Here is a 22812-nt window from a genome sequence, read left to right as displayed (position 1 = left end):
ACAAGGGATCTTGGAGGGTTCAGCGCGGTTCGATATGCGCGATCATCAACTGCACGGTTTCCTGGCCCCGGAATTCATTCACATCAAGTTTGTAGGCCAGTTCCACCCAGCGGATGGTCGGGTTTGGCCAGATTTCCCGATCAATGCCAAAGGCAATGCCATCGAGTTTCACCGAACCACATTCGCTCTTGAGCACGACTTTGAGGTGCCGCTCGCCCACCACCCGTTGCTCCACCAACTGGAACACCCCGTGAAACAACGGCTCGGGGAAGTGTTGACCCCAAGGACCGGCGTTGCGCAGGGCACGCGCCAGTTCCAGGTGAAACTCCTCGACCGCCAGGGTGCCATCGGACAACAACCGTCCGGTGAGGTCTTCTTCGCGCAGTTGCCGACGCACTTCGGCATCAAAGGCTTCGGCGAACAACGGGAAATTCGCCTCAGGCAAGGTCAGCCCTGCCGCCATGGCATGGCCGCCGTACTTGGCAATCAGGTTGGGATGCTGGCTGGCCACTACCGCCAGCGCATCGCGAATATGAAAGCCCGGCACCGAACGCCCCGACCCCTTGAGCAAGCCGTCGCCGGCATCGGCGAAGGCAATGGTGGGGCGGAAATACCGCTCCTTCATCCGAGAGGCCAGAATCCCGATGACGCCTTGGTGCCATTCCGGATCAAACAAGCACAAGCCATAAGGCATCGACTCCACCGGCAAGTCCTTGAGCTGGGCCAGGGCCTCGCGCTGCATACCTTGCTCGATAGATTTGCGGTCCTGGTTCATGCCATCCAGTTGCGCAGCCATTTCCCGGGCGGCAGCAACATCACTGGTCAGCAAGCATTCGATGCCCAGGCTCATGTCGTCCAGGCGACCGGCGGCGTTCAGCCGTGGTCCGAGGATAAAACCCAGGTCGGTGGACGTAATGCGAGCGTGGTCGCGCTTGGCTACTTCGAGGATCGCCTTGATCCCCGGCCGGGCGCGACCGGCACGAATGCGTTCCAGGCCCTGGTGGACCAGGATGCGGTTGTTGGCGTCCAGGGGCACCACGTCGGCGACGCTGCCGAGGGCGACCAGATCCAGTAATTCACCGATATTCGGCTGCGGTTTGCTGTCGTACCAGCCGAGGCTGCGCAAGCGGGCGCGCAAAGCCATCAGCACGTAAAAAATCACACCGACGCCGGCCAGGGCCTTGCTGGGAAACTCACAGCCCGGCTGGTTCGGGTTGACGATGGCGTCGGCCGCCGGCAGTTCGTCGCCTGGCAAGTGGTGATCGGTCACCAGTACCTTGAGCCCCGCCGCTTTCGCCGCCGCGACGCCTTCGACGCTGGAGATGCCATTGTCCACGGTGATCAGCAACTGTGGCTGGCGTTGCAGGGCCACAGCGACGATTTCCGGGGTCAGGCCGTAGCCGTATTCAAAGCGGTTAGGCACTAGGTAATCGACATGGGCCGCCCCGAGCAAGCGCAAACCAAGAGTGCCCACCGTGCTGGCCGTGGCGCCGTCCGCATCGAAGTCGCCAACGATAAGGATCCGCTGGCGTTGCTCCAGCGCCGTCACCAGCAAGTCCACGGCGGCATCGATGCCCTTGAGTTGCTGATACGGGATCAACCGCGCCAGACTTTTATCCAACTCGGCTTCCGATTGCACCCCGCGCGCGGCATAGAGACGGGTCAACAGCGGTGGCAATTCACCGAGAAACGGCAGGACGGCGGGCAACGGACGGGGATCGATACGCATGGGATGACGGAGGCTTCTCTTTGATACAACGTTGAAAATGAAGGCTGAAAACAGCGGCGATTCCGTGTGGGCACTGTCGAGCTTTAGCGAGGCTGCGATGCAGACGCTGCGGTCTGGCAGATACACTCAGGTGATCCCATCGCAGCCTCGCTGGGGCTCGACAGCTCCCACATCGACCTGTTTCGTTTCCCCGGACCGTATGCCTGACCAGGTACCGAAATGTCAGTCGCGCTCGCCAACCAACCATTCCAGCTGGACTTCATGCTGTCCACGGTCATCTGTCACGAAGATCGTGCCTTCGCTGATCATCACGTCCCACTTGATCACCCGTGGCATGTCCTTGGCCAGGGTTTCCAGAATTTCCTGGGGCACGGCCGCGATATGTACGTTTTTCAGGTTCTTCGCCACCGGAACCACTTTGCCTTCCCAGACACGCAGGCTGCCATACGCCAACAAAGTGGTGCGTTCGGTACGGCGCGAACACCAGGTCAGGCGATCGGCATCGGGCTGGCCGACTTCAATCCAGTGCAGAACACGATCATCCAAACTTTTTTCCCACAGGGCTGGCTCGTCTACATCTGACAAACCACGACCAAAAGCCAACTGTTCGTTGTAGAAAAGGGCGTAGGCCAGCAAACGCACGGTCATGCGCTCTTCGGTTTCCGAAGGGTGGCGGGCGATGGTCTGTTTGACGCTCTCGTACACCGAACGATCAAGGTCGGTGAGGTTGAGTTCAAATTTGTAGGTCGTGGACGGCTGGGCCATGAACGGGCTTCTAAAGACAGGGAAAGGCGGCAAGTCTAACCGATGGTGGGGTCATTCAACGAATCCTGCGCTGCATCATCCTTATCCCTGTGCCATTGGCCTATGTTAAAAGGCATCACACACCTGCCCTGCGCCTGAAAGGATCCCCATGTCGTTTACCGCCAAACCGCTTGCCGGCCTGAAAGTCATCGAACTCGGCACCCTGATCGCCGGCCCGTTCGCCTCGCGTATCTGTGCCGAGTTCGGCGCCGAGGTGATCAAGGTCGAATCCCCGGACGGTGGCGACCCGCTGCGCAAGTGGCGCAAGCTCTATGAAGGCACGTCGCTGTGGTGGTTCGTCCAGGCGCGTAACAAGAAGTCCCTGACCCTGAACCTCAAACACCCGGACGGTTTGGCGATCCTCAAGCAATTGCTGGCCGACGCGGACATCCTGATCGAGAACTTCCGCCCCGGCGTGTTGGAAAAGCTCGGCCTGAGCTGGGAAACCCTGCATGCCCTGAACCCGAAACTGGTGATGGTGCGGCTCTCGGGCTTTGGCCAGACCGGACCGATGAAGGATCAACCGGGCTTTGGCGCAGTCGGCGAATCCATGGGCGGCCTGCGCTATATCACCGGTTTCGAGGACCGTCCGCCGGTGCGCACCGGAATTTCCATCGGCGACTCCATTGCCGCGTTGTGGGCGGTGATTGGTGCGCTGATGGCCTTGCGTCATCGCGAGGTCAATGGCGGCCTGGGCCAGGTGGTGGATGTGGCGCTGTATGAAGCCATCTTCGCCATGATGGAAAGCATGATCCCCGAGTTCGACGTGTTCGGTTTTATCCGCGAGCGCACCGGCAACATCATGCCGGGGATTACCCCGTCATCGATCCATACCAGCCTGGATGGCAAGCATGTGCAGATTGGCGCCAATGGCGATGCGATCTTCAAGCGCTTCATGTCAGCCATTGGCCGTGAGGACTTGGCCAGCGATCCTGAACTGGCGAGCAACGACGGCCGAGACAACCGCCGTGACGAGCTGTACGGGGTGATCGACCGCTGGGTCAATTCGCTGCCGCTGGAGCAGGTGGTCGAGCAGTTGAATAAGGCAGAAGTGCCCGCCAGCCGGATCTACAGCGCGGAAGACATGCTGGGCGACCCGCAGTTTCTTGCTCGGGAGATGTTCCTCAAGGCACAACTGCCCGGCGGCAAAGACTTCAAGATGCCGGGCATTGTGCCCAAGCTCTCGGACACCCCCGGCAGTTGCGAGTGGGTAGGGCCGCAATTGGGGGAACATAACAATGTGGTGCTCAATGAATTGGGCTACGACGCCGCCGCTATAACCCGACTGCGCACAGATGGCGCGATCTGAAAAAAGTTTTCAGGAGAACACTCAAGACAATGGCCTGTTGCTTCAAACGCCGACTCATTCGGCTGTGTTTCATGACCTCGCTGCTCGGTGCCCTACCGCTCTCGGGCCAGGCCGAAGAAACCTTGACCTGGCTGGTCCGTGACCTGCCGCCGATGACGATTCTCGAAGGCCCGCAAAAGGGCCGGGGTGCTGTAGATCAACTGTTGCCGATACTCATCGAGCGCCTGCCGGAATACCGGCACCAGATCCTGCACGTCAATCGCGCCCGCGGCCTACAAATGCTCCAGGCGCCCTCCTTCACCTGCGACCCGTCCCTGCTGTGGACGCCGGCACGGGCAAAGTCGATTGTGTTTTCCACGCCCGCATTCGCGGTGGTGGCCAATGGGGTGACGATCCGTCAGAGCCAGCAGGAGGCGCTGGCACCATTCATCGTCGATGGACAGTTTGATCTGGCAGCGTTTCTAGAGGCTCAGGAGGCGCGGCTCGGGATCATCGCCGAACGCAGCTACGGTCCCGTCATTGATGAGCGGCTGCAACAGGCCAACCCTCACAAGCTGACAGCACACTACGGCAATGACGCCATCGGCAGCCTGTTGCAGATGCAGCAACGGGGACGACTGGAGGTGGTCTTGGGGTATTGGCCGGAGGTCCGCTACCAGGCCCTGCAGCAGAATATCGATCCCCATGACCTGATCTTCTATCCGATCACCGGGAGCATGCCTTACCAGCGCATCCATATCGGCTGCTCTGACACGCCCCATGGTCGTAATGCCATGGCCCGCATCAACCAGGTGCTGCGCCGCATCCCTCAGGACAGCCTGTTGCAGTCCTACGCCTCATGGCTCGACCCAGTACTGCGAACGCACTACTTGAATGACAACCCGCAGTTTTTTCAGGACGCCCCGGATCAATGACAAATCGCGGGCAAAAAGAAACCCCGAGCAGTGGGGAAACAACTCGGGGTTAAACATGGCCTACAAAGACCAGTAACAACAGGCCACAAGCACCGGAGCACAATGCTTGATCCCGTTGTTACAAAATCTGACTCGCCTTGGTGTAGGAAGGTTCCAAACAAAAATAAATCTTCATGTACAGGCTGGGGAGCGGGTCAGGGCCGCATTGCGCAACGCCGCAATCACCGAAGGTTCCAGTCGACCTTCGGCAATCATAAGGTCGCGGTGCAAACAATCCACCACATCCACCAAGGTGCGTTTATCGGTCAGTTGGGCCTGATCGACTTCACGTTCGACAACGATGGCACCACTTGGGCTCTTTACCGTCACCAGGCATTCGCCCTGCGCGTCCGAGGGGGTCAGCGTAACCTGATAAGGGCTCAGTGCTTCACCGAGCATTAGGCTGATACTTTCCATCTCGATCACCTTCAATAGTTCGAAAACAGTCGTGTAAACGGCAGATGTATCTAACTCAAGTGACTACTTTTTGCGTAGGAAAGTTCGCCTTTTCGTCTTTTGGGTCTGTCGGGGAGTGACTTCGACCAGCATGCACTTGCAACATGACAACGAAAAAACGACTGCACATAACTGCTTACTCATTGGCCTGGAATCTGGTGATGCAGCAGCCAATGACGTTACTGGCCAGACCTATACTCATTAAGCGCACCTCACCCCACCAGACAGGTAGAAGCGCATGTCACAAGGCCCAACCCGAAGGATGAACCCCATGCTGGAACACACTAAAGAGCAGGCTGAACTGGAGAAGGTTCACGTAGAAATAAAAAAGCTGGTAGCGGAGCAACGTAAATACAACGCAGAAGTAAGCAAGATAACCTGTGAAACTTTCTGGTACCCCATGGGCATCGCATTAGCCGTAGTGGCCACGATTTCCACCGCCACCGCGCTGCTGATCAAATTGCTTACATAACCGAAGACCCGGGTGCCCCCCAAACACCGGTCAAGGCCTATCAGAAAGAAAAAACGCCGCAGCCCCTGGAAGGGAATGCGGCGTTTTTTTGAGCTTCGTGGGGGCATACCTTCAGGCCATCTTCTCCATTAACAGGCTAGAATCCCGGAATTGTCCTGGGAGCCCGCTTTGAAAACCGCGTCTGAAAAGCCATTGCGCATCGTCCTCGCCGACGACCATCCGATTTTCCTGATCGGCTTGCGGGCGCTGCTGGAGCGTGATGAACGGGTGAGCATCGTTGGCGAAGCCAGTTCGCCCCAGGCCCTCACCGAGTTGCTGCAACACTGTGCCTGCGATGTGCTGGTCACCGACTTCATGATGCCCGCCGAGCCCCAGGCTGATGGCCTGCGTCTGATTGAGCAACTGCGCCGGAATTACCCGACCCTGCCCATCGTAGTCGTGACGATGCTCAACAACGCAGGGCTTTTTCATTCCATTCTGGAGCTTGGGGTCATGGGCTTGCTCAGCAAGGCCAGCCTGGCCGACGAACTGCCCGAGGCGGTCCGGCAAGTGCGGCTACAGCGTCGCTACGTGGCCCACACCATTCGTCAGGCGCTGAGCCTGGCTGGCGAAGTGGGCCCTGATCGCCTGCACTCCCAGGAGCAACTGTCACCCCGTGAGCTGGAAGTGATCCGCCTGCTGGCCGCCGGGATGACGGTGGGCGAAATCGCGGCAAACCTCAATCGCAGCAAGCAGACTGTCAGCACGCAAAAAGTCAGCGCCATGCGCAAGCTCGGTCTTTCCAGTGATGCCGCACTGTTCATCTATGGGCAGGAACACGGCTTGGCCTAAGCCGCAAACTCCGGGCATTGCGCAATCCACTGCCGCAGCGCCTGAGCACTCATGGGCCGAGCGATGAAACAGCCTTGCAACCAGGCTGTGCCCAGTGCGCAAACCGCTTCACGGTCAGCCGCAGTTTCAATGCCGGTCACCACGACGCCCACGCCCAAGTGCCCCGCCATGCTCATGGCTCCGGCAACGACCGCTGCCTTGCGCTCGTCGTCGGCCATCCCGCAGGCAAAGGCTGGCGGAATTTTCAACTCGGTGAACGGCAACTCCAGCAAACGCTGCAAGCTGGTACCTCCGACACCGAAATCGCCGATAGACAACTTGCAGCCGATCATACGCAGGCGCAGTAAACCGGTGACATGGGTGCTGTCGGTCTTCAAGCGGGAAGTTTCGACCAGTTCCAGAGTGAGGCTGTGGGCCGGGATCGCGAAGCGTTGCAACAAGGCCTGCAAGGCTTGGGGAAAGTGTCCGTGTTCAAGCACTCGCCCGGGAATGTTGACCGACACAGGCAATACCTTGCCCGAATCCTGTAGCACTTGGGCGGCGATTCCCAGCGCCTCTTCCAGCACATGCCAGGTGAAGGCCTCTTCCAACCCGGCAAACTCCAGCACGGATAAAAACTCGTCGGGCAACAACAGACCTCGTTCAGGGTGCTGCCACCGAGCCAACGCCTCCACACCTTGCAGCTCTCCTGTCTGGCTGACAATGGGTTGGAACCACGTACTGGCGCAGCGTGCGATGGCTGCATGGCAGGCCCCTGACGGTCCTGGCTGCGCCTCGACCTCGTTCGTCCCCAGCAACTGGCGTACCCGTTCCCAGGACATGACTGGTGGACCTGGCCGCAAGCGTTGCTGGCACGCGGCGAGCAATTGCCCGATCAGCGTCGCCGACGCCGGCTTGGGCAAGCACCCCAACACGTTGAGCCCGGCTTGACGCGCCATATTCGCCACGCCCTCCAGTACGTCGGGCTCGGCATTGCTCAACAGAATCAACACCTGAGCCTGCCGGTGTTCGGCCAACTCACGGATCAACTCCAGGCCGTCACCCTGCTCCAGGTACAGATCGCAGATGGCGATATCCACCGGCCCCTTGCTGGCCAGTGATTGGCGGGCCGCTTCGACACTTTCCGCCGTAAGCACATTGAACACGCCGTTGGCGTTGAGCATCTGGTGCAGGGCCATCAGTTGGAACGGGTTATCTTCAAGGATCAGGACTTTGAGTGAACGCATGGGAAACCCTGTGGGCGCGAGCAAGGTCGCCCACACTAGTCAAAACATGGTCCATACCCCATAGGACGAGTCCTATTTAGCCGTAATCAGATAGGGCTCAATATCTCGTCGCAACTGCGCCAATGCGCCGGACAAAGCCAGCCATTGCGCCGGTAATTCACCGCTGCGCCGCTCACGCACACTGACATCTAGCGCCACGCAGGCCTTGGCCAGCGGCAGCGCATCCACCAGGCAACAAATACCCTTGAGGCGATGCAAGGAGGCCGCCAGCCGCGCCAAGTCCTGATCGTCCATGGCGCCGGAGAGTGCGCTGTGTTCGTGCTCAAGACTCTTCGCCAACTCCTGCAACATCCGCTGCAGGACTGGCCCCTCGGCCTGGGTCATGGTACGCAGGGTGTGGATATCAAAGGAGCGCGGGGGTACCACACGGGCCAGCACCTGGGCCCATTGCTCCAGGGTAACGGGCTTGACCAGCAGTTCGTCCATACCGGCCTCCCGACAGCGCAGGCGTTCGTCATCAAAAGCATTGGCCGTGCACCCCACCAGCGCACAACGCGGGCGTTGCTCCTGGGCCTCGATCTCGCGAATGGCCTGGCTCAAGGCATAACCCGACATCCCCGGCATCTGGCAGTCGGTCACCAGCAGGTCGAATGCCTCGACACGCCAACGCTGCAGGGCTGCCTCAGCGGTATTGAGGGACACCACCTGATGACCGAGGAACTGTAATTGCTGTGCCAGCACCAGGCGGTTGGCCGGCAGATCATCGACAATCAACACCGACAACACTCGGCCGGCAGGTTGCGGCGAGACGGCGGCGGGCACGTCGTCACTGCTGACCCGGTCCAGGTGCAGATCAACGCATACCGTCGTGCCTTCGCCCAGAAGACTGTGCAAGGTAATTTCCCCACCCATCAGCTCCACCAATTGCTGACAGATGCTCAAACCCAGGCCCGTCCCACCGTGTTCGGCAGCCGTCAGCGGACTGACCTGGATAAACGGTTTGAACACACGGGCCTGTTGTTCGACACCGATCCCCGGGCCGCTGTCCTCAACGCACAGGTGCAAGTATTCGGTACCCGCCTCATCCACCTTGGATGCGACGCTGACACGGACCTCTCCCTGCTCCGTGAACTTGAGTGCATTGCCCAGCAGGTTGTGCATGACCTGGCGCAGACGCAGCGGGTCGAACCAATAATGCCCTTGCGCCTGCGGGTCGAAGGCCAAGGTCAGGTGCAGGCCATTTTTCTGTGCTGTCGCTTCAAACAGCCGCTGAATACCTTCGAAAAAACTTTTCAGGTCGGTGGTCTGTGGGGCCAATTGCAAATGGCCCGCTTCGATCTTGGCCAGATCCAGGCTGTCGCCCATCAACGCGATCAGCTCCCGCGCCGAGCGATGGGCCACTCGCAGCGCTTCGGACACTGGTTTGCCTGAGGCCGTCGCGCGTTCCTGTTCCAACTCCAGCAAACCGATGATGGCGGTCATCGGCGTACGAATCTCATGACTGAGGGTCGAGAGGAAGGCACTTTTTGCAAAGTTCGCCTCATCGGCGGCCTGGCGCGCGTCCATCAACTGAGTTTCCAGAACCTTGCGCTCGTTGATATCGATCCAGCCTCCAAGTAAACCTTGCAGCTGGCCTTGGGCGTCGAAGAACGGCACCGTCCACTGGTAGACATGGAAGGTTCCACCGTTGAACTCCAACTCCCGATCAACAAACAATGACTGATGCTTGGCCAATTGCTCCATGTGGCCTGCGTGCAGGCGTGCCGCGGTAGCTTCGGGTAACAGGCCGCTTTCCATCAGGGTCAGGCCCTGGATCAGTTCAAGTCGGGTGGCCAATTGTTGCTCATAGCTTTTGTTGCACGTCACCAGGCGGCCGGCCAAGTCGCGAACAAACACCGGATTAGGCATGCCATCGAGCAAGGCACGCTTGAATGCCAACTGATCGTTAAGCCGCTGTTCAGCCGCCAGACGCTGGCGGATCTGGCGCTTGAGCCGGCTGTTCCAGACCAGAGATACCAATACGAACAAGATGGCCGTGGCGACCATCCAGTAAGCCCAAGGCGGCACGCGTTGCCAGACCGGCATTGGAATTGCCACTGCCCCCAACCAGCGCAAACGCAAGGTGCTCAACTCAGCCACCGGCAACGCTTCCAGGGCCTTGTTCAGAATACTCAGCAGCTCAGGCTGGTCCTTGCGCACCGACAGACTGTTGGCCGACCATTTGCCGTCGACGCTACGACCGATGCGCAACTCATCGGTCGGGTAGCTCTGCACTTCCACTTCACTTTGTACGGTCGCGGCCGCATCGCCGCGCATCACCAGCTCACGCGCCTGGGCGTAGTTGTCCACCAGCCGCAGCTTGATAGTGGGGTGCTCACGACGGATATAACTTTCCAGGACATGCCGTGCCGGCAGCGCCAGCACCTTACCGGAAAGCTCGCTCAAGCTTGTCACCGGCGGCGCCTCGACACGCTCGACAAACACCCAGCCGGAACCGCCAAAACCATGGCTGAAATTGAGGAATCCCTTGCGTTCCTGACTCTCGACCAGCGTGGTGTTCATGTCCGCCCTGCCCGCCTCCAGCAACTCCAGGGTCTGCGCAGTGGAAAATACTTCCTCGAAGACGAACTGCAAGCCGGTCATCCGCGAGATGCGATTAAGCACATCGACATTCAGACCAACCCACACACCGTTCTTGTCCTTGAATACGTAAGGCGACAGTTGCTGGGTCGACACCACCACGTGGGGATGCCGGAGTAGCCACGCCTGCTCCGACGCCGATAACTCTATGCGCTCACCGGCAAGACCGACGCCCAGACCGGTGGTCCAGCGTGCGAGGATTTCCCGCTGCACCGACTCATCGATAGTCGACAGCGCGCGATCCATCATCGTGCCCAATAGCGGATCGGCCTGGCGCGTGGCAAAAGCAAAACCAATCGGCGCCAGCCTGCTCTCCACCCTGATCTGCAAACCCAGATAAGGGCGCAGGGATTTGTAGGCTCGCACAATCACTTCATTGCCGATAAAGGCATCGGCATCGCCCTGCTTCAGGGCTTCCAGGCCACTGTAGAGGTTGGGGGCCAGCATGATATGGCTGTCGGGGTACGCCGCGTGCACGTTGTTGACGTTGGCGTAGCCCTCCAGCAATACCACTTTCTTGTCATTCAGGTCCTCGTTTTGCGTGTCGTCGTCCCGCCGCACAACCACCACCGAACGGTCCGGCATGTAATCCCGGGTAAACGCCAACCCAGGCACATCGCGCTCGTAGCCATTGGCACTGGTGAGAATATCGATGGCCCCGGCACGCAGGGCTTCCACTGCCTGCGCCCGCTCGGCGAAGCCCAGCACTTGCATCGACACGCCCAGGCGCGCACCCACCAGGCTTAGGTAGTCGGCGCTGATGCCTTGGTAGCGATTACGGTCGCGGGTGATATCAATCGGCTGATAGTCATCAATGGAGATCCCCACTTTCAGCGTTCGGTGGGCCGCCAACCACTGCTGTTCGGCGGGTGCCAGGGGCATGGATGCCAGCGGGATAAACGCCGGCACCAACTTGAAAGGCAGGCTGACGGCAGCCAGGCTTGAGGGCGCGTGACAGAGCCATAGCACGCACATTAGCCACAAACGCCATCGGGTCGATAACCACACCGTGTCGGTTTCCTTGGTTGTTATTTTGCCAACTGTGCCCTCGCAAAGAGGGCCTTAGCGAGTATGGCTCGCTAAAAAGAAAAAGCCCGTCACGAGGACGGGCTTGTACAACGCTGTAAAGCCTTGAGGTCAGAGCGGCTTGCCGCGATTGCCGTGCTGGCTGACGAAAGCCTGTACCGCTTTCAGATCATTGGCCAGGACCGTGCAACGCTCTTCGCGCTCGAACAGGTCCGCCAAGTGCGGCGGCAGCTCCAGGGCTTTGCCGACACCGGCCTTTTCCACCGCTTCCGGGAATTTGACCGGATGGGCGGTGCCGAGGATCACCATCGGGATGTCCAGACTGCGGCGGCATTCACGTGCGGCCTTGACGCCGATGGCGGTGTGCGGGTCCAGCAGCTCGCCGGTCTGGGCGTAGACTTCGGCGATGGTTTCGCAGGTTTGCGCGTCATCCACGGCCAGGGAGTCGAACAGCTTGCGGGTTTCGGTCCAGCGCTCTTGCTCGACGCTGAAACCGCCACCTTGCTTGAAACTCTCCATCAGGTCGGCGAGTGCCGCGCCGTTGCGACCGTGCATGTCGAACAACAAGCGTTCGAAGTTCGACGAAACCATGATGTCCATGGACGGCGACAGCGTGGCGTGCAGGGTTTCCTTGACGTACTGGTTGCCGCTCATGAAGCGGTGCAGGATGTCATTGCGGTTGGTGGCGACGATCAATTGGTTGATCGGCAGGCCCATATTGCGCGCCAGGTAACCGGCGAAGATATCGCCGAAGTTACCGGTCGGCACCGAGAACGACACCGAACGCGCCGGGCCGCCCAGTTGCAGGGAGGCGTGGAAGTAGTAGACGATCTGGGCCATGATCCGCGCCCAGTTGATCGAGTTCACCGCTACCAGGCGGGTGCCTTTGAGGAAGCTTTGGTCAGCGAAGCTGGCCTTGACCATTTCCTGGCAGTCATCGAAGTTGCCTTCGACGGCGATGTTATGGATGTTCTCGCCGAAGAGAGTGGTCATCTGCCGACGCTGCACTTCTGACACGCGGTTGTGCGGGTGCAGGATGAAGATGTCGACGTTTTCGCAATGCTTGCAGCCTTCGATGGCCGCCGAGCCGGTATCACCGGAGGTGGCACCGATGATCACCACGCGCTCTCCGCGCTTCTCCAACACGTAGTCCAGCAGACGACCCAGCAATTGCAGGGCGAAATCCTTGAACGCCAGAGTCGGGCCGTGGAACAGTTCCAGAACCCATTCATTGCCGTTCAACTGACGCAACGGTGCGATGGCGTTGTGGGAAAACACGCCGTAGGTCTCTTCGAGGATTTTCTTGAAATCTGCATCCGGAATGCTGCCGGTGACAAACGGGCGCATGACCCGGAACGCCAGCTCGTGGTATGGCAAACCGGCCCAGGAGGCAATTTCTTCCTGGGTGAAACGTGGCAGGTTTTCCGGCACGTACAGGCCGCCGTCAGTGGCGAGGCCTGCCAACAGGACATCTTCGAAATTCAGGGCCGGTGCCTGGCCGCGGGTGCTGATGTAACGCATGACTGGCTCCTCTAAAACATTCTCGAACAGAGGCCGCCGAACACACGGGGCCCCTGGAAAAATCGGTTAGTTCAGGTGTTCGACGCGAATCCGCACCACCGGACCAACCACGCCCTGAAGGGCTTCCAGCGCAGTAATGGCATCGTTCATGTGCTGTTCCAGCACACGATGGGTCAGCAGGATCATAGGCACCAGACCGTCGTGTTCTTCGACTTCCTTCTGCATGATCGATTCAATGTTGATGCCGCGCTCCGACAAGATGCTGGCGACCTGGGCCAACACGCCCGGATGATCCTTGGCCTGGATTCGCAGGTAGTAGGAGCTTTCGCAGGCTTCGATCGGCAGGATCGGGTGGGCCGACAACGAATCCGGCTGGAACGCCAGGTGCGGTACGCGGTTCTCCGGGTCGCTGGTCATGGCGCGAACCACGTCCACCAGGTCGGCGATCACGGACGAGGCGGTCGGTTCCATGCCGGCGCCAGCGCCGTAGAACAGGGTCGAACCGGCGGCGTCGCCGTTGACCATCACTGCGTTCATCACGCCATTCACATTAGCGATCAGGCGGTCGGCCGGGATCAGCGTCGGGTGTACACGCAACTCGATACCGGCGGCGGTGCTGCGCGCCACGCCCAGGTGCTTGATGCGGTAGCCCAGCGCTTCGGCGTAATTCACATCGGCGGTGGTCAGCTTGGTGATGCCTTCGGTGTAGGCCTTGTCGAACTGCAGCGGGATACCAAAGGCGATGGAAGCCAGGATGGTCAGTTTGTGGGCCGCGTCGATGCCTTCGACGTCGAAGGTCGGATCGGCTTCGGCGTAACCCAGGGCCTGGGCTTCGGCCAGCACGTCTTCGAACGTACGGCCCTTCTCGCGCATTTCGGTGAGGATGAAGTTACCGGTGCCGTTGATGATGCCGGCCACCCAGTTGATGCGGTTGGCGGACAAGCCTTCACGAATCGCCTTGATCACCGGGATACCACCGGCAACAGCCGCTTCGAAAGCGACGATCACGCCCTTCTCCCGGGCCTTGGCGAAGATTTCGTTACCGTGTACGGCGATCAAAGCCTTGTTGGCGGTGACCACGTGTTTGCCGTTTTCGATGGCCTTGAGTACCAGTTCGCGGGCCACGGTGTAGCCGCCCACCAGCTCGATAACAATATCGATTTCAGGGTTGGTGGCAACTTCAAAGACATCGTTGGTAATCGCAATACCGGTCGTTTGGAACTGAGGCTTTGGCGTACGCGTGGCAATTTGAGCCACTTCAATCCCACGCCCTGCACGGCGGGAAATTTCCTCGGCGTTACGCTGAAGTACGTTGAAGGTGCCGCCACCGACGGTCCCTAACCCACAGATGCCTACTTTGACCGGTTTCACTGAAGAACTCCCCATGAAACGGCCGACTCAAGGTCGGCCGTGGAAAACAGCCGCACAACTGCGGCTCTCTATTAATGACGCGCCGACCATTGTCGTCGCGCCATGATCGTCAAAGGCTCGACGATACTGTTTATTTGGCACCCAGCGCCAGTTTGGCAACTTGTGGTGCAGGCTGGTAGCCCGGGATGACCTGACCGTCGGCCAAGACGATGGCCGGCGTGCCGTTCACACCGATGGACTGACCAAGGGCGAACTGTTTGGAAACCGGGTTGGCACACTTGGCAGCCTTGATTTCCTTACCGTCGACCATCTTGTCCATGGCCGCTTTCTTGTCAGTCGAGCACCAGACCGCTTGCAACTGCTCATCACCCGGCGAACCCAGGCCTTGGCGCGGGAATGCCACATAGCGCACTTCAACGCCCATTTTGTTCAGCTCAGGCACTTCGGCGTGAAGCTTGTGGCAGTACGGGCAGGTGGTGTCGGTGAATACGGTGATGTGGGTCTTGGTTTCACCAATCGCCGGGTACACCACGGTTTCGGCCACCGGGATACCGTTGATCAGCTTGGACACGCCCAAGCGTTCGGCTTTCTCGGTCAGGTTGACCGGCTTGCCGTCTTTGAGTTGGAACAGGTAGCCCTGAACGATGTACTGGCCATCGGCACTGGCATACAGCACGCGGCTGCCCTTGAGCTTGACTTCGTACAGGCCGGCCATCGGGCTGGCGCTGATGCTTTCCACCGGGGTATCAAGCTTGAGGTTTTGCAGGCTCTGGCGAATAGCCTTCTCGGCGGCATCATCGGCAACGGCAAAGGTTGAGACCAACGCAATAGCTGCGGCGGCAAAAATCTGGGTCAAGCGCATGGGAACTCCTGAAGGCAGATGCAGGGACGGGGGCAAGAACACCGGTCTGAAAACACGGGTTGGGGCCGTCCCCTTTGCGAACCGGCAAAGCCTACCACAGTTGGGCGGGAGGGCCGACTGTGGTAGGTAAATTGGCGCTTTTTCAACCACGCGGATGGTGCTTGGCATGCATATCCTGCAAGCGTGCCCGTGCCACATGGGTGTAGATCTGGGTGGTGGACAGGTCACTGTGGCCCAACAGCATTTGCACCACCCGTAAATCCGCACCGTGGTTGAGCAAATGGGTGGCAAAGGCATGACGCAGCGTATGGGGCGACAGCGACTTGCCGATCCCGGCGACCTTGGCCTGGTGCTTGATGCGGTGCCAGAAGGTCTGGCGGGTCATTTGCTCACCCCGCAGGCTGGGGAACAGTACGTCGCTGGGACGCCCGCCCAGCAGTTCGCTACGGGCATCGCGCATGTAGCGCTCGACCCAGACAATCGCTTCCTCCCCCATCGGTACCAGCCGCTCCTTGCTGCCCTTGCCCATCACCCGCAACACGCCCTGGCGCAGATTGACCTGCTCCAGGGTCAGGCTGATCAGCTCCGTAACCCGCAGGCCGCAGGCATACAGAACTTCGAGCATGGCGCGGTCACGCTGGCCGATGGCTTCACTCAGATCGGGCGCCGCCAGCAAGGCTTCAACGTCGGCTTCTGACAGGGATTTAGGCAATGGCCTACCCAGTTGCGGCATGTCGACTTGCAGGGTCGGGTCGACGGCGATCAGTTTTTCCCGCAGCAAGTAGCGATAGAAGCCACGCACGCCGGAGAGAAAACGCGCCGTGGAACGCGGCTTGTAGTTTTGCTCCAGACGCCAGGCCAGATGGTCGAGGATCAGTTCGCGACCAGCATTGATCAGCTCCAGGTTCTTCTCCTGCAGCCAACCATTGAACAGGGCCAAATCACTGCGGTAGGCCTGGCGGGTGTTGTCCGACAGGCCCTTTTCCAGCCAGAGGGCGTCGAGGAAGCGGTCTATCAGGGGGTGATCGATGGCAGGCATGGGCACTCGGGCAGCGCTGGCACGGGGCTTTGCGCAAATTAATAGTGAACTGTGACGAAGGTCACTAGTCTTTCATAGCCAGCTATTTCAAGGAACAGGGAGCTTCAATGAACGAACAACAGATTTTGTTGGCTTTTGGCGGTATCGGCGTGGCCGCGCTGGGGTGCCAGTGGTTGGCTTGGCGCCTGAAACTGCCGGCGATCCTGTTTCTGCTGCTGACCGGGATTTTGGTGGGGCCAGTGCTGGGCTGGCTCAACCCGCAAGAGATGTTTGGCCCGTTACTGATGCCGTTGGTGTCGCTCGCGGTGGCGCTGATTCTGTTTGAGGGCAGCCTGACCCTGCACCTGTCGGAATGGCGGGAAATCGGCAGCGTGGTACACCGGTTGGTGACGATCGGAGCGCTGTCGACCTGGGCCGTGATCACCCTCGCAACCCATTGGCTACTCGGTTTCGATTGGATGCTGGCCCTGCTGTTCGGCACCCTGACGCTGGTGACCGGGCCGACGGTGATCGTGCCCATGCTGCGTGTCGTACGCCCCAAAGCCTCTATCGCCAACATCCTGCGCTGGGAAGGCATTGTCATCGACCCGATCGGCGCATTGCTGGCGGTGGTGGTCTACAGCTTCATTATCGCCCGCGCCTCCGGTGACGGCTTGAGCCACAGCCTGCTGACCTTTGGCGGGGTGATTGTGTGTGGCAGCCTGTTCGGCATTGCCGGCGGCTGGGTACTGGGGCAGATCATGCGTCGGCAATGGCTGCCGGAATACCTGCACAACCTGGCGACCCTGGCGGGCGTGTTGGGGGTCTTTATCGCCTCCAACCAGGCGATGCACGAATCCGGCCTGCTGGCGGTGACATTGATGGGCATGTGGATGGCCAATATGAAGGGCGTCGATGTGCGACACATCCTGCACTTCAAGGAGAACCTCAGTGTCCTGCTGATCTCCGGGCTGTTCATCCTGCTGGCGGCGCGGCTGGACCTGAACGCATTGATCGCCCTGGGGCCATTTGTGCTGATCTTGTTGTTGATCATTCAGTTTATTGCACGGCCATTGAATGTCGCCCTGTCGACCTTTGGCTCGAACCTGAATTGGCGGGAACGGGCACTGCTGGCGTGGATTGCACCACGAGGGATAGTGGCGGCGGCGGTGTCAGCGATTTTCGCCATTCGCCTGGATGAAGCAGGTCATGAAGGTGCGCTGCTGCTGGTGCCCCTGACCTTTGCGGTGATTATCGGCACGGTGGTGTTGCAGAGTGCCACGGCACGTCCACTGGCTCGCCTATTGAAAGTGGCGGAGCCGGCGCCCAGCGGTTTTCTGATCGTCGGTGCCAACGGTCCGGCACGCATACTGGGTAAAGCCTTGCAACAGTTGGGCTGTCGGGTGCTGTTGACCGATTCGAGCTGGGAGAATATCCGCGCCAGCCGGATGGAGGGTTTGCCGACCTATTTTGGTAACCCGGCGTCGCAGCATGCCGAATCGCATCTGGACCTGGTGGGCTTGGGGCACTTGTTGGCACTGTCGCCGTCAGGCGAATTGAACACCTTGGCCGCCATGCGTTTTCGCCATGAGTTTGGCCAGCGACTGTTTGCCCTGGCCAGCAGTCAGGAAAGCCGACGAACCGACAAGCACCGGGCAAGCCATGAGCATCGTGGACATTTGCTGGGGAGCCAGCCGCTGAGCTACACCAAACTGGCCAGCCTGTTGGGGCAAGGGGCTGAGCTCTACAGCACTAACCTGACGGACGGATTTGGTTGGGACGACTATCAAGCACTGCACGGCGAGCGCGCAATCTTGCTGTTTGCCCGGGACACCAGTGGCTGGGTGCATGTGGTGACACCGCAAAGCGGCTTGAAGCCGGTGGCGGGATGGACGTTGCTGGCCGTGATCCAGCCAGAGCAATAGACAAATCCCGGGCAACAAAAAAGCAGCCCGTAGGCTGCTTTTTTCTGCATCGGGAAGCTGGACTTAAGCCAGTTTTTCCTTGATGCGAGCTGCTTTACCGGACAGGTCACGCAGGTAGTACAGCTTGGCTTTACGTACGTCACCGCGACGTTTAACGGCCATGCTGTCGATTTGCGGGCTGTAGGTCTGGAAAGTACGCTCTACGCCAACACCGTTGGAGATTTTACGAACAGTGAAAGCACTGTTCACACCACGGTTACGCTTGGCAATTACCACGCCTTCGAACGCTTGCAGACGCGAACGGTCGCCTTCCTTCACTTTCACCTGAACGACAACAGTGTCGCCCGGGGCAAAGGTAGGGATCTCTTTGGTCATCTGCTCTGCTTCGAGTGCAAGGATGATTTTGTTAGTCATGCTGTGCTCCTAAGGTAAGTCATCGGACCTACCATCGATACGTTGTTAACTATCGTCCCGCGCGAGGATGTATTCCTCGAGCAGCTTCTTCTCTTCTCCAGAAAGCGAGCGGCTTTCCAGAAGATCGGCGCGTCGTTCATAGGTCCGCCCGAGGGACTGCTGTAAACGCCAACGCCGGATGTGTGCGTGATTGCCACTAAGCAATACGTCGGGAACACGCTGATCCGCATACACCTCCGGTCGGGTGTAGTGCGGGCAATCCAGCAAACCATCCGTGAAGGAATCTTCCTCCGCGGAGTCCGCATGCCCTAAAGCTCCGGGCAGCAGTCGTGTAACCGCATCTATCAGGACCATCGCCGGCAGCTCGCCGCCAGACAGGACATAGTCCCCAATCGACCACTCTTCATCGACATGAGCTTCAATAAAACGCTCGTCAATGCCTTCATAGCGGCCGGCAATCAGGATTAATGCTTCCAGATTCGCCAACTCGCGTACCGCCGACTGATTCAGCTGACGGCCTTGAGGGGACAGGTAAATTACCTTCGCCTTCTCCCCGGCTGCTGCCTTGGCCTGAACCAGAGCATCTTCCAGGGGCTTGATCTTCATCACCATGCCCGGGCCACCGCCAAATGGGCGATCGTCCACAGTGTGATGTCGATCCGTCGTGTAGTCTCGCGGATTCCAACAGGTGAGCTGCAAGAGCCCCTGTTTCACCGCACGACTGGTGATGCCGTACTCGCTGATGGCGGAAAACATCTCGGGAAACAAACTGATCACTTCTACGCGCAGGTTAGCCACGTTTAGAAGTCCGCGTCCCATTCCACCTTCATCTCGCCCGCGGCCAGGTCGACGGCCAACACACATTGCTCGGTATACGGCAACAGGCGTTCGCGATCATCCAGGCTGCCAGCGCAAGGCTTGACCACCATTACATCATTGGCGCCGGTTTCCAGAAGATGATCGATTTTCCCGAACAATTGCCCGAGTTGATCAATGACCTTCAGACCTTCCAGCTGGTACCAGTAGTACTCGCCGTCGGTCAATTCAGGGAACAGGTTGCGCGGCACGCAGATCTCATAACCGGCCAGAAGACGAGCCTCTTCACGATCATCAAGACCCTTGAGCTTTGCGACCAGGAACTTGTCGTTCCCGCGTCCGCTGACCAGCTCGACCTGTTTGACAGAGCCTTCGCGCTTGAGCGTCCAGGTTTTGTACTGCAACAGGTTTTCAGTCGGATCAGTAAAGGAATACACCTTCACTTCGCCGCGAACGCCGTGAACAGAATAAATCTTGCCGATAACGATCAAATCATCAGCAATAGCAGGCGTCGCGTTCATATTGCTCAGGCCGCAGCCTTAGCAGCGTCCTTCAGCAACTGAGCAACACGCTCAGAAGGTTGTGCACCAACGCTCAGCCAGTAGGCTACGCGCTCTTGGTTCACGGACAGACGAATTTCTTGACCACGAGCAACAGGGTTGAAGAAACCAACCTGTTCCTTGTGCGAACCGTCGCGCGGGTTGCGGCTGTCGGTTACGGTCAAGTGGTAAAACGGGCGCTTTTTGGAGCCGCCAAGGGCAAGACGGATTGTTAGCATGTGAACATCGTTCCTGTAGTCGGTGCTGCAAATCTAAATGCACAGCGGGCATGGGTGCCCGAAAGGCCGCATATTCTAAGGAATATCCGGACTTTTGCAAATGTCTTTTTCCGGCACCTACCTGCGTGCCATTCAGATCTGCTATAGAGCCGTCGGTTAAAACGGCCAGTCAGCTCCCGCCAAGTGCGGGTTTGCTGGAGATCCCACATCCCTGTGGGTCGGAGCAGGAGCACGCTCCTGCTCGAATTCTTTACATCTTTGGCATGCCGCCGCCGGGCAACATACCGCCCATGCCGCGCATCATTTTGGCCATTCCGCCTTTTGCGGAGAATTTCTTCATCATCTTCTGCATCTGCTTGTGCTGCTTGATCAAGCGACCGATGTCCTGCACCTGAGTGCCGGAACCCATGGCGATCCGACGTTTGCGCGAACCGCTGATCATCTCAGGGTCGCGGCGCTCGGCCGGGGTCATGGAATTGATGATGGCTTCCATCTGCTTGAATTGCTTCTCTGCCGCACCCTGGGCGTTGCCCATTTGCGCCAGGTTCACACCGCCCATGTTCGGCAGCTTGTCCATGAGGCCGCCGAGGCCGCCCATGTTTTTCATCTGTTGCAACTGATCACGGAAGTCTTCGAGGTCGAAGCCCTTGCCCTTCTTCAGTTTCTTGGCCAGTTTATCGGCCTTGTCCTTATCAAGGGTCGCTTCGGCCTGTTCGATCAGGCTGAGCACGTCGCCCATGCCGAGAATCCGCGAGGCAATCCGCTCAGGGTGGAACGGTTCGAGCGCGTCGCTCTTCTCGCCCATACCGATGAACTTGATCGGCTTGCCGGTGATAGCACGCACCGACAGCGCGGCACCACCACGGGCATCGCCGTCGACCTTGGTCAGGATCACGCCGGTCAGCGGCAGCGCATCACCAAAGGCCTTGGCGGTATTGGCCGCATCCTGGCCGGTCATGGCATCGACCACGAACAGCGTCTCGACCGGGTTGATCGCGGCATGCAACGCCTTGATCTCGCCCATCATCTCTTCATCGATGTGCAGGCGACCAGCGGTGTCGACGATCACCACGTCGATGAATTTCAGTTTTGCTTCTTTAATAGCTGCCTGGGCAATGTCGACCGGCTTCTGGCTCAGGTCGGACGGGAAGAAGGTCACACCCACTTCACCCGCCAGCATTTCCAGCTGCTTGATGGCCGCCGGACGGTAAACGTCGGCAGAAACCACCATTACGGACTTTTTCTTGCGCTCTTTAAGGAAGCGCGCGAGCTTGCCTGCGGTGGTGGTTTTACCCGCACCTTGCAAACCGGCCATCAGCACAACGGCCGGAGGCACGGCGCTGAGGTTCAAGTCTTCGTTGGCTGCGCCCATCAGGCTTTCGAGTTCGGCCTGGACGATCTTCACAAAGGCCTGGCCCGGGGTCAGGCTGCGGGACACTTCGGTGCCGACCGCACGTTCCTTGACCGAGTTGACGAAGTCCTTGACCACAGGCAAGGCAACGTCGGCTTCCAGCAACGCCATGCGCACTTCACGCAGGGTGTCTTTAATATTGTCCTCGCTCAGCTTGGCCTTGCCGGTGACATGGCGCAGCGTCTGCGAGAGACGGTCAGTCAAGTTTTCAAACATGCGCGATCCTTTCAGGCCCTATGGTAGACCGAGGTAATGGCGGCCCAGGCTGTGGTAAATCGCTATTAAAAACAGCGCTCGGCGAGCCTGCGGCGTGGGCAGGTCGCGGATTATAGCGAAGACTGTCGACATGCACACCCGCTGTCTGGCCCGGTGGTCTTTCGTGGAACGCAGGTGTATGCCAAACTCATCGGCTTTCGGGCTTGCTTAACAGGATTTATGCTCCCTTTGTCACCCAGTTTGCTCACCAGTCTCGCCGCCGCCATCTTGTATGCCGCTGCGACTATCTACCAAGGCACACGTCTGGCCCAATGCGCCAAGGCGGATAAGCGCCTGCTGGTCAGTCTTGGCGTGCTCGCCCTGCTGGCCCACGCTGCCAGCCTGTTTACTCATCTGATGACGCCGGTCGGCTTGGGCCTGGATTTTTTCAGCGCCGCCAGCCTGATTGCCGCGGCAGTGATCGCCCTGACCCTGCTGGCCTGTTCGCGGATTCCGGTGGAAAACCTGCTGGTGTTGCTGTTCCCCCTCGGGATGCTGACCGTGCTGCTGGCGCAATTCGCGCCATCAGGCACGGTGCAGGTTATTGATGAAGAGCCAGGCATCCTGGCCCACATCCTGCTGTCGATCCTCGCCTATGGCATGTTCACCATTGCAGTGTTCCAAGCCTTGTTGCTGCTCTTGCAGGACCACCAGCTCAAACACAAGCACCCGTCCGGACTGATCAAGAACTTCCCGCCGCTGCAAACCATGGAAAGCCTGCTGTTCGGTTTCCTCTGGGCCGGCTGGACCTTGCTGTCGCTGTCACTGATCTCCGGCTGGCTGTTCGTCGAGAACCTGTTCGCCCAGCACCTGGTGCACAAAACCCTGCTGGCGTGCCTGGCCTGGGTGGTGTTCAGCGTGCTGCTGTGGGGCCGCAACCGCCTGGGCTGGCGTGGGCACAAGGCGATCCGCTGGACCCTGGCCGGTTTCTGCCTGCTGATGCTGGCGTATTTCGGCAGCAAGCTGGTTCGCGAATTCATCCTGCATATCTGACG

20 protein-coding genes are annotated in these 22812 nt (G+C 59.3%); 6 read left to right on the top strand and 14 right to left on the bottom strand.

The features are described 5' to 3' along the window. Nucleotides 1-19: 19 nt before the first annotated feature. Together recJ and HKK55_RS02115 are read right to left on the bottom strand one after the other, a co-directional pair. Nucleotides 20-1729, bottom strand: a complete 1710-nt coding sequence (gene recJ, locus HKK55_RS02120) for a single-stranded-DNA-specific exonuclease RecJ (protein WP_169353146.1) — start codon at nucleotides 1727-1729, stop codon at nucleotides 20-22. 222 nt (nucleotides 1730-1951) lie between these two features. Beyond that, nucleotides 1952-2494: a YaeQ family protein gene (locus HKK55_RS02115; RefSeq protein ID WP_169353145.1), complete on the bottom strand. Its 543-nt coding sequence runs from the start codon at nucleotides 2492-2494 to the stop codon at nucleotides 1952-1954. Between the two features lie 148 nt (nucleotides 2495-2642). On the opposite strand from HKK55_RS02115, the gene HKK55_RS02110 reads away from it, so the two are divergent. After that, on the top strand, nucleotides 2643-3842 hold the full coding sequence (locus HKK55_RS02110) for a CaiB/BaiF CoA-transferase family protein (RefSeq protein ID WP_169353144.1): 1200 nt from the start codon (nucleotides 2643-2645) through the stop codon (nucleotides 3840-3842). Between the two features lie 71 nt (nucleotides 3843-3913). Beyond that, nucleotides 3914-4756, top strand: coding sequence for a TIGR02285 family protein (locus HKK55_RS02105; protein ID WP_237151310.1), 843 nt, complete (start codon nucleotides 3914-3916; stop codon nucleotides 4754-4756). 171 nt (nucleotides 4757-4927) lie between these two features. Here HKK55_RS02105 and HKK55_RS02100 read toward each other — a convergent pair whose 3' ends face one another. Further along, nucleotides 4928-5212: a DUF3509 domain-containing protein gene (locus HKK55_RS02100; RefSeq protein WP_169353142.1), complete on the bottom strand. Its 285-nt coding sequence runs from the start codon at nucleotides 5210-5212 to the stop codon at nucleotides 4928-4930. Between the two features lie 310 nt (nucleotides 5213-5522). On the opposite strand from HKK55_RS02100, the gene HKK55_RS02095 reads away from it, so the two are divergent. Together HKK55_RS02095 and HKK55_RS02090 are read left to right on the top strand one after the other, a co-directional pair. Further along, nucleotides 5523-5723, top strand: coding sequence for a hypothetical protein (locus tag HKK55_RS02095; RefSeq protein WP_169353141.1), 201 nt, complete (start codon nucleotides 5523-5525; stop codon nucleotides 5721-5723). A gap of 168 nt (nucleotides 5724-5891) precedes the next feature. Then, nucleotides 5892-6554 (top strand): response regulator transcription factor, encoded by a 663-nt coding sequence (locus HKK55_RS02090; protein ID WP_169353140.1) that lies wholly within the window; start codon nucleotides 5892-5894, stop codon nucleotides 6552-6554. On the opposite strand, the gene HKK55_RS02085 is transcribed toward HKK55_RS02090, so the two are convergent. From HKK55_RS02085 to xerD, 6 genes are all read right to left on the bottom strand, one after another. Continuing rightward, nucleotides 6551-7780 (bottom strand): EAL domain-containing protein, encoded by a 1230-nt coding sequence (locus HKK55_RS02085; RefSeq protein WP_169353139.1) that lies wholly within the window; start codon nucleotides 7778-7780, stop codon nucleotides 6551-6553. The genes HKK55_RS02090 and HKK55_RS02085 overlap by 4 nt on opposite strands. A 72-nt stretch (nucleotides 7781-7852) precedes the next feature. Further along, the gene (locus HKK55_RS02080) at nucleotides 7853-11428 is read right to left on the bottom strand and encodes a transporter substrate-binding domain-containing protein (protein WP_169353138.1); all 3576 of its coding nucleotides are present in this window, start codon (nucleotides 11426-11428) and stop codon (nucleotides 7853-7855) included. 129 nt (nucleotides 11429-11557) lie between these two features. Then, nucleotides 11558-12967 carry a threonine synthase gene (thrC, locus tag HKK55_RS02075; protein ID WP_169353137.1) on the bottom strand — a complete coding sequence of 470 codons (1410 nt, stop codon included), beginning with the start codon at nucleotides 12965-12967 and terminating at the stop codon, nucleotides 11558-11560. A 66-nt stretch (nucleotides 12968-13033) separates the two neighbouring features. Beyond that, nucleotides 13034-14338, bottom strand: a complete 1305-nt coding sequence (locus HKK55_RS02070) for a homoserine dehydrogenase (RefSeq protein ID WP_169353136.1) — start codon at nucleotides 14336-14338, stop codon at nucleotides 13034-13036. Between the two features lie 130 nt (nucleotides 14339-14468). Further along, nucleotides 14469-15200 carry a thioredoxin fold domain-containing protein gene (locus tag HKK55_RS02065; protein ID WP_155581677.1) on the bottom strand — a complete coding sequence of 244 codons (732 nt, stop codon included), beginning with the start codon at nucleotides 15198-15200 and terminating at the stop codon, nucleotides 14469-14471. Nucleotides 15201-15342: 142 nt separating this feature from the next. After that, nucleotides 15343-16239, bottom strand: coding sequence for a site-specific tyrosine recombinase XerD (xerD, locus tag HKK55_RS02060; RefSeq protein ID WP_169353135.1), 897 nt, complete (start codon nucleotides 16237-16239; stop codon nucleotides 15343-15345). 107 nt (nucleotides 16240-16346) lie between these two features. Here xerD and HKK55_RS02055 point away from each other — a divergent pair, with 107 nt between their 5' ends. Then, nucleotides 16347-18143 carry a sodium:proton antiporter gene (locus HKK55_RS02055; protein WP_169353134.1) on the top strand — a complete coding sequence of 599 codons (1797 nt, stop codon included), beginning with the start codon at nucleotides 16347-16349 and terminating at the stop codon, nucleotides 18141-18143. Between the two features lie 63 nt (nucleotides 18144-18206). Here HKK55_RS02055 and rplS read toward each other — a convergent pair whose 3' ends face one another. The 5 genes from rplS to ffh all read right to left on the bottom strand — a co-directional run bounded on the left by rplS (nucleotide 18207) and on the right by ffh (nucleotide 21778). Further along, nucleotides 18207-18557: a 50S ribosomal protein L19 gene (gene rplS, locus HKK55_RS02050; protein ID WP_063322826.1), complete on the bottom strand. Its 351-nt coding sequence runs from the start codon at nucleotides 18555-18557 to the stop codon at nucleotides 18207-18209. A gap of 45 nt (nucleotides 18558-18602) precedes the next feature. After that, entirely contained in the window at nucleotides 18603-19376 is a 774-nt protein-coding gene (trmD, locus tag HKK55_RS02045; protein WP_178128826.1) for a tRNA (guanosine(37)-N1)-methyltransferase TrmD, read from the bottom strand. Then, the gene (gene rimM / locus HKK55_RS02040) at nucleotides 19358-19894 is read right to left on the bottom strand and encodes a ribosome maturation factor RimM (protein ID WP_169353132.1); all 537 of its coding nucleotides are present in this window, start codon (nucleotides 19892-19894) and stop codon (nucleotides 19358-19360) included. Before rimM ends, trmD begins: the two co-directional genes overlap by 19 nt. Nucleotides 19895-19899: 5 nt before the next feature. Continuing rightward, a complete protein-coding gene (gene rpsP / locus HKK55_RS02035; protein WP_084377301.1) occupies nucleotides 19900-20151 on the bottom strand; it encodes a 30S ribosomal protein S16 in 252 nt (83 codons plus the stop codon). Between the two features lie 250 nt (nucleotides 20152-20401). Continuing rightward, nucleotides 20402-21778, bottom strand: coding sequence for a signal recognition particle protein (gene ffh / locus HKK55_RS02030; protein ID WP_169353131.1), 1377 nt, complete (start codon nucleotides 21776-21778; stop codon nucleotides 20402-20404). Between the two features lie 219 nt (nucleotides 21779-21997). Between ffh and HKK55_RS02025 the strand changes: the two genes are divergently transcribed. Next, complete coding sequence (locus HKK55_RS02025; protein WP_169353130.1) at nucleotides 21998-22810, top strand: inner membrane protein YpjD; 813 nt, start codon at nucleotides 21998-22000, stop codon at nucleotides 22808-22810. The last annotated feature ends 2 nt before the right edge of the window (nucleotides 22811-22812 follow it).

The organism is Pseudomonas sp. ADAK18 (assembly GCF_012935695.1).
Lineage (GTDB): Bacteria > Pseudomonadota > Gammaproteobacteria > Pseudomonadales > Pseudomonadaceae > Aquipseudomonas.
This window is presented reverse-complemented; position numbering and strand designations above follow the sequence as displayed.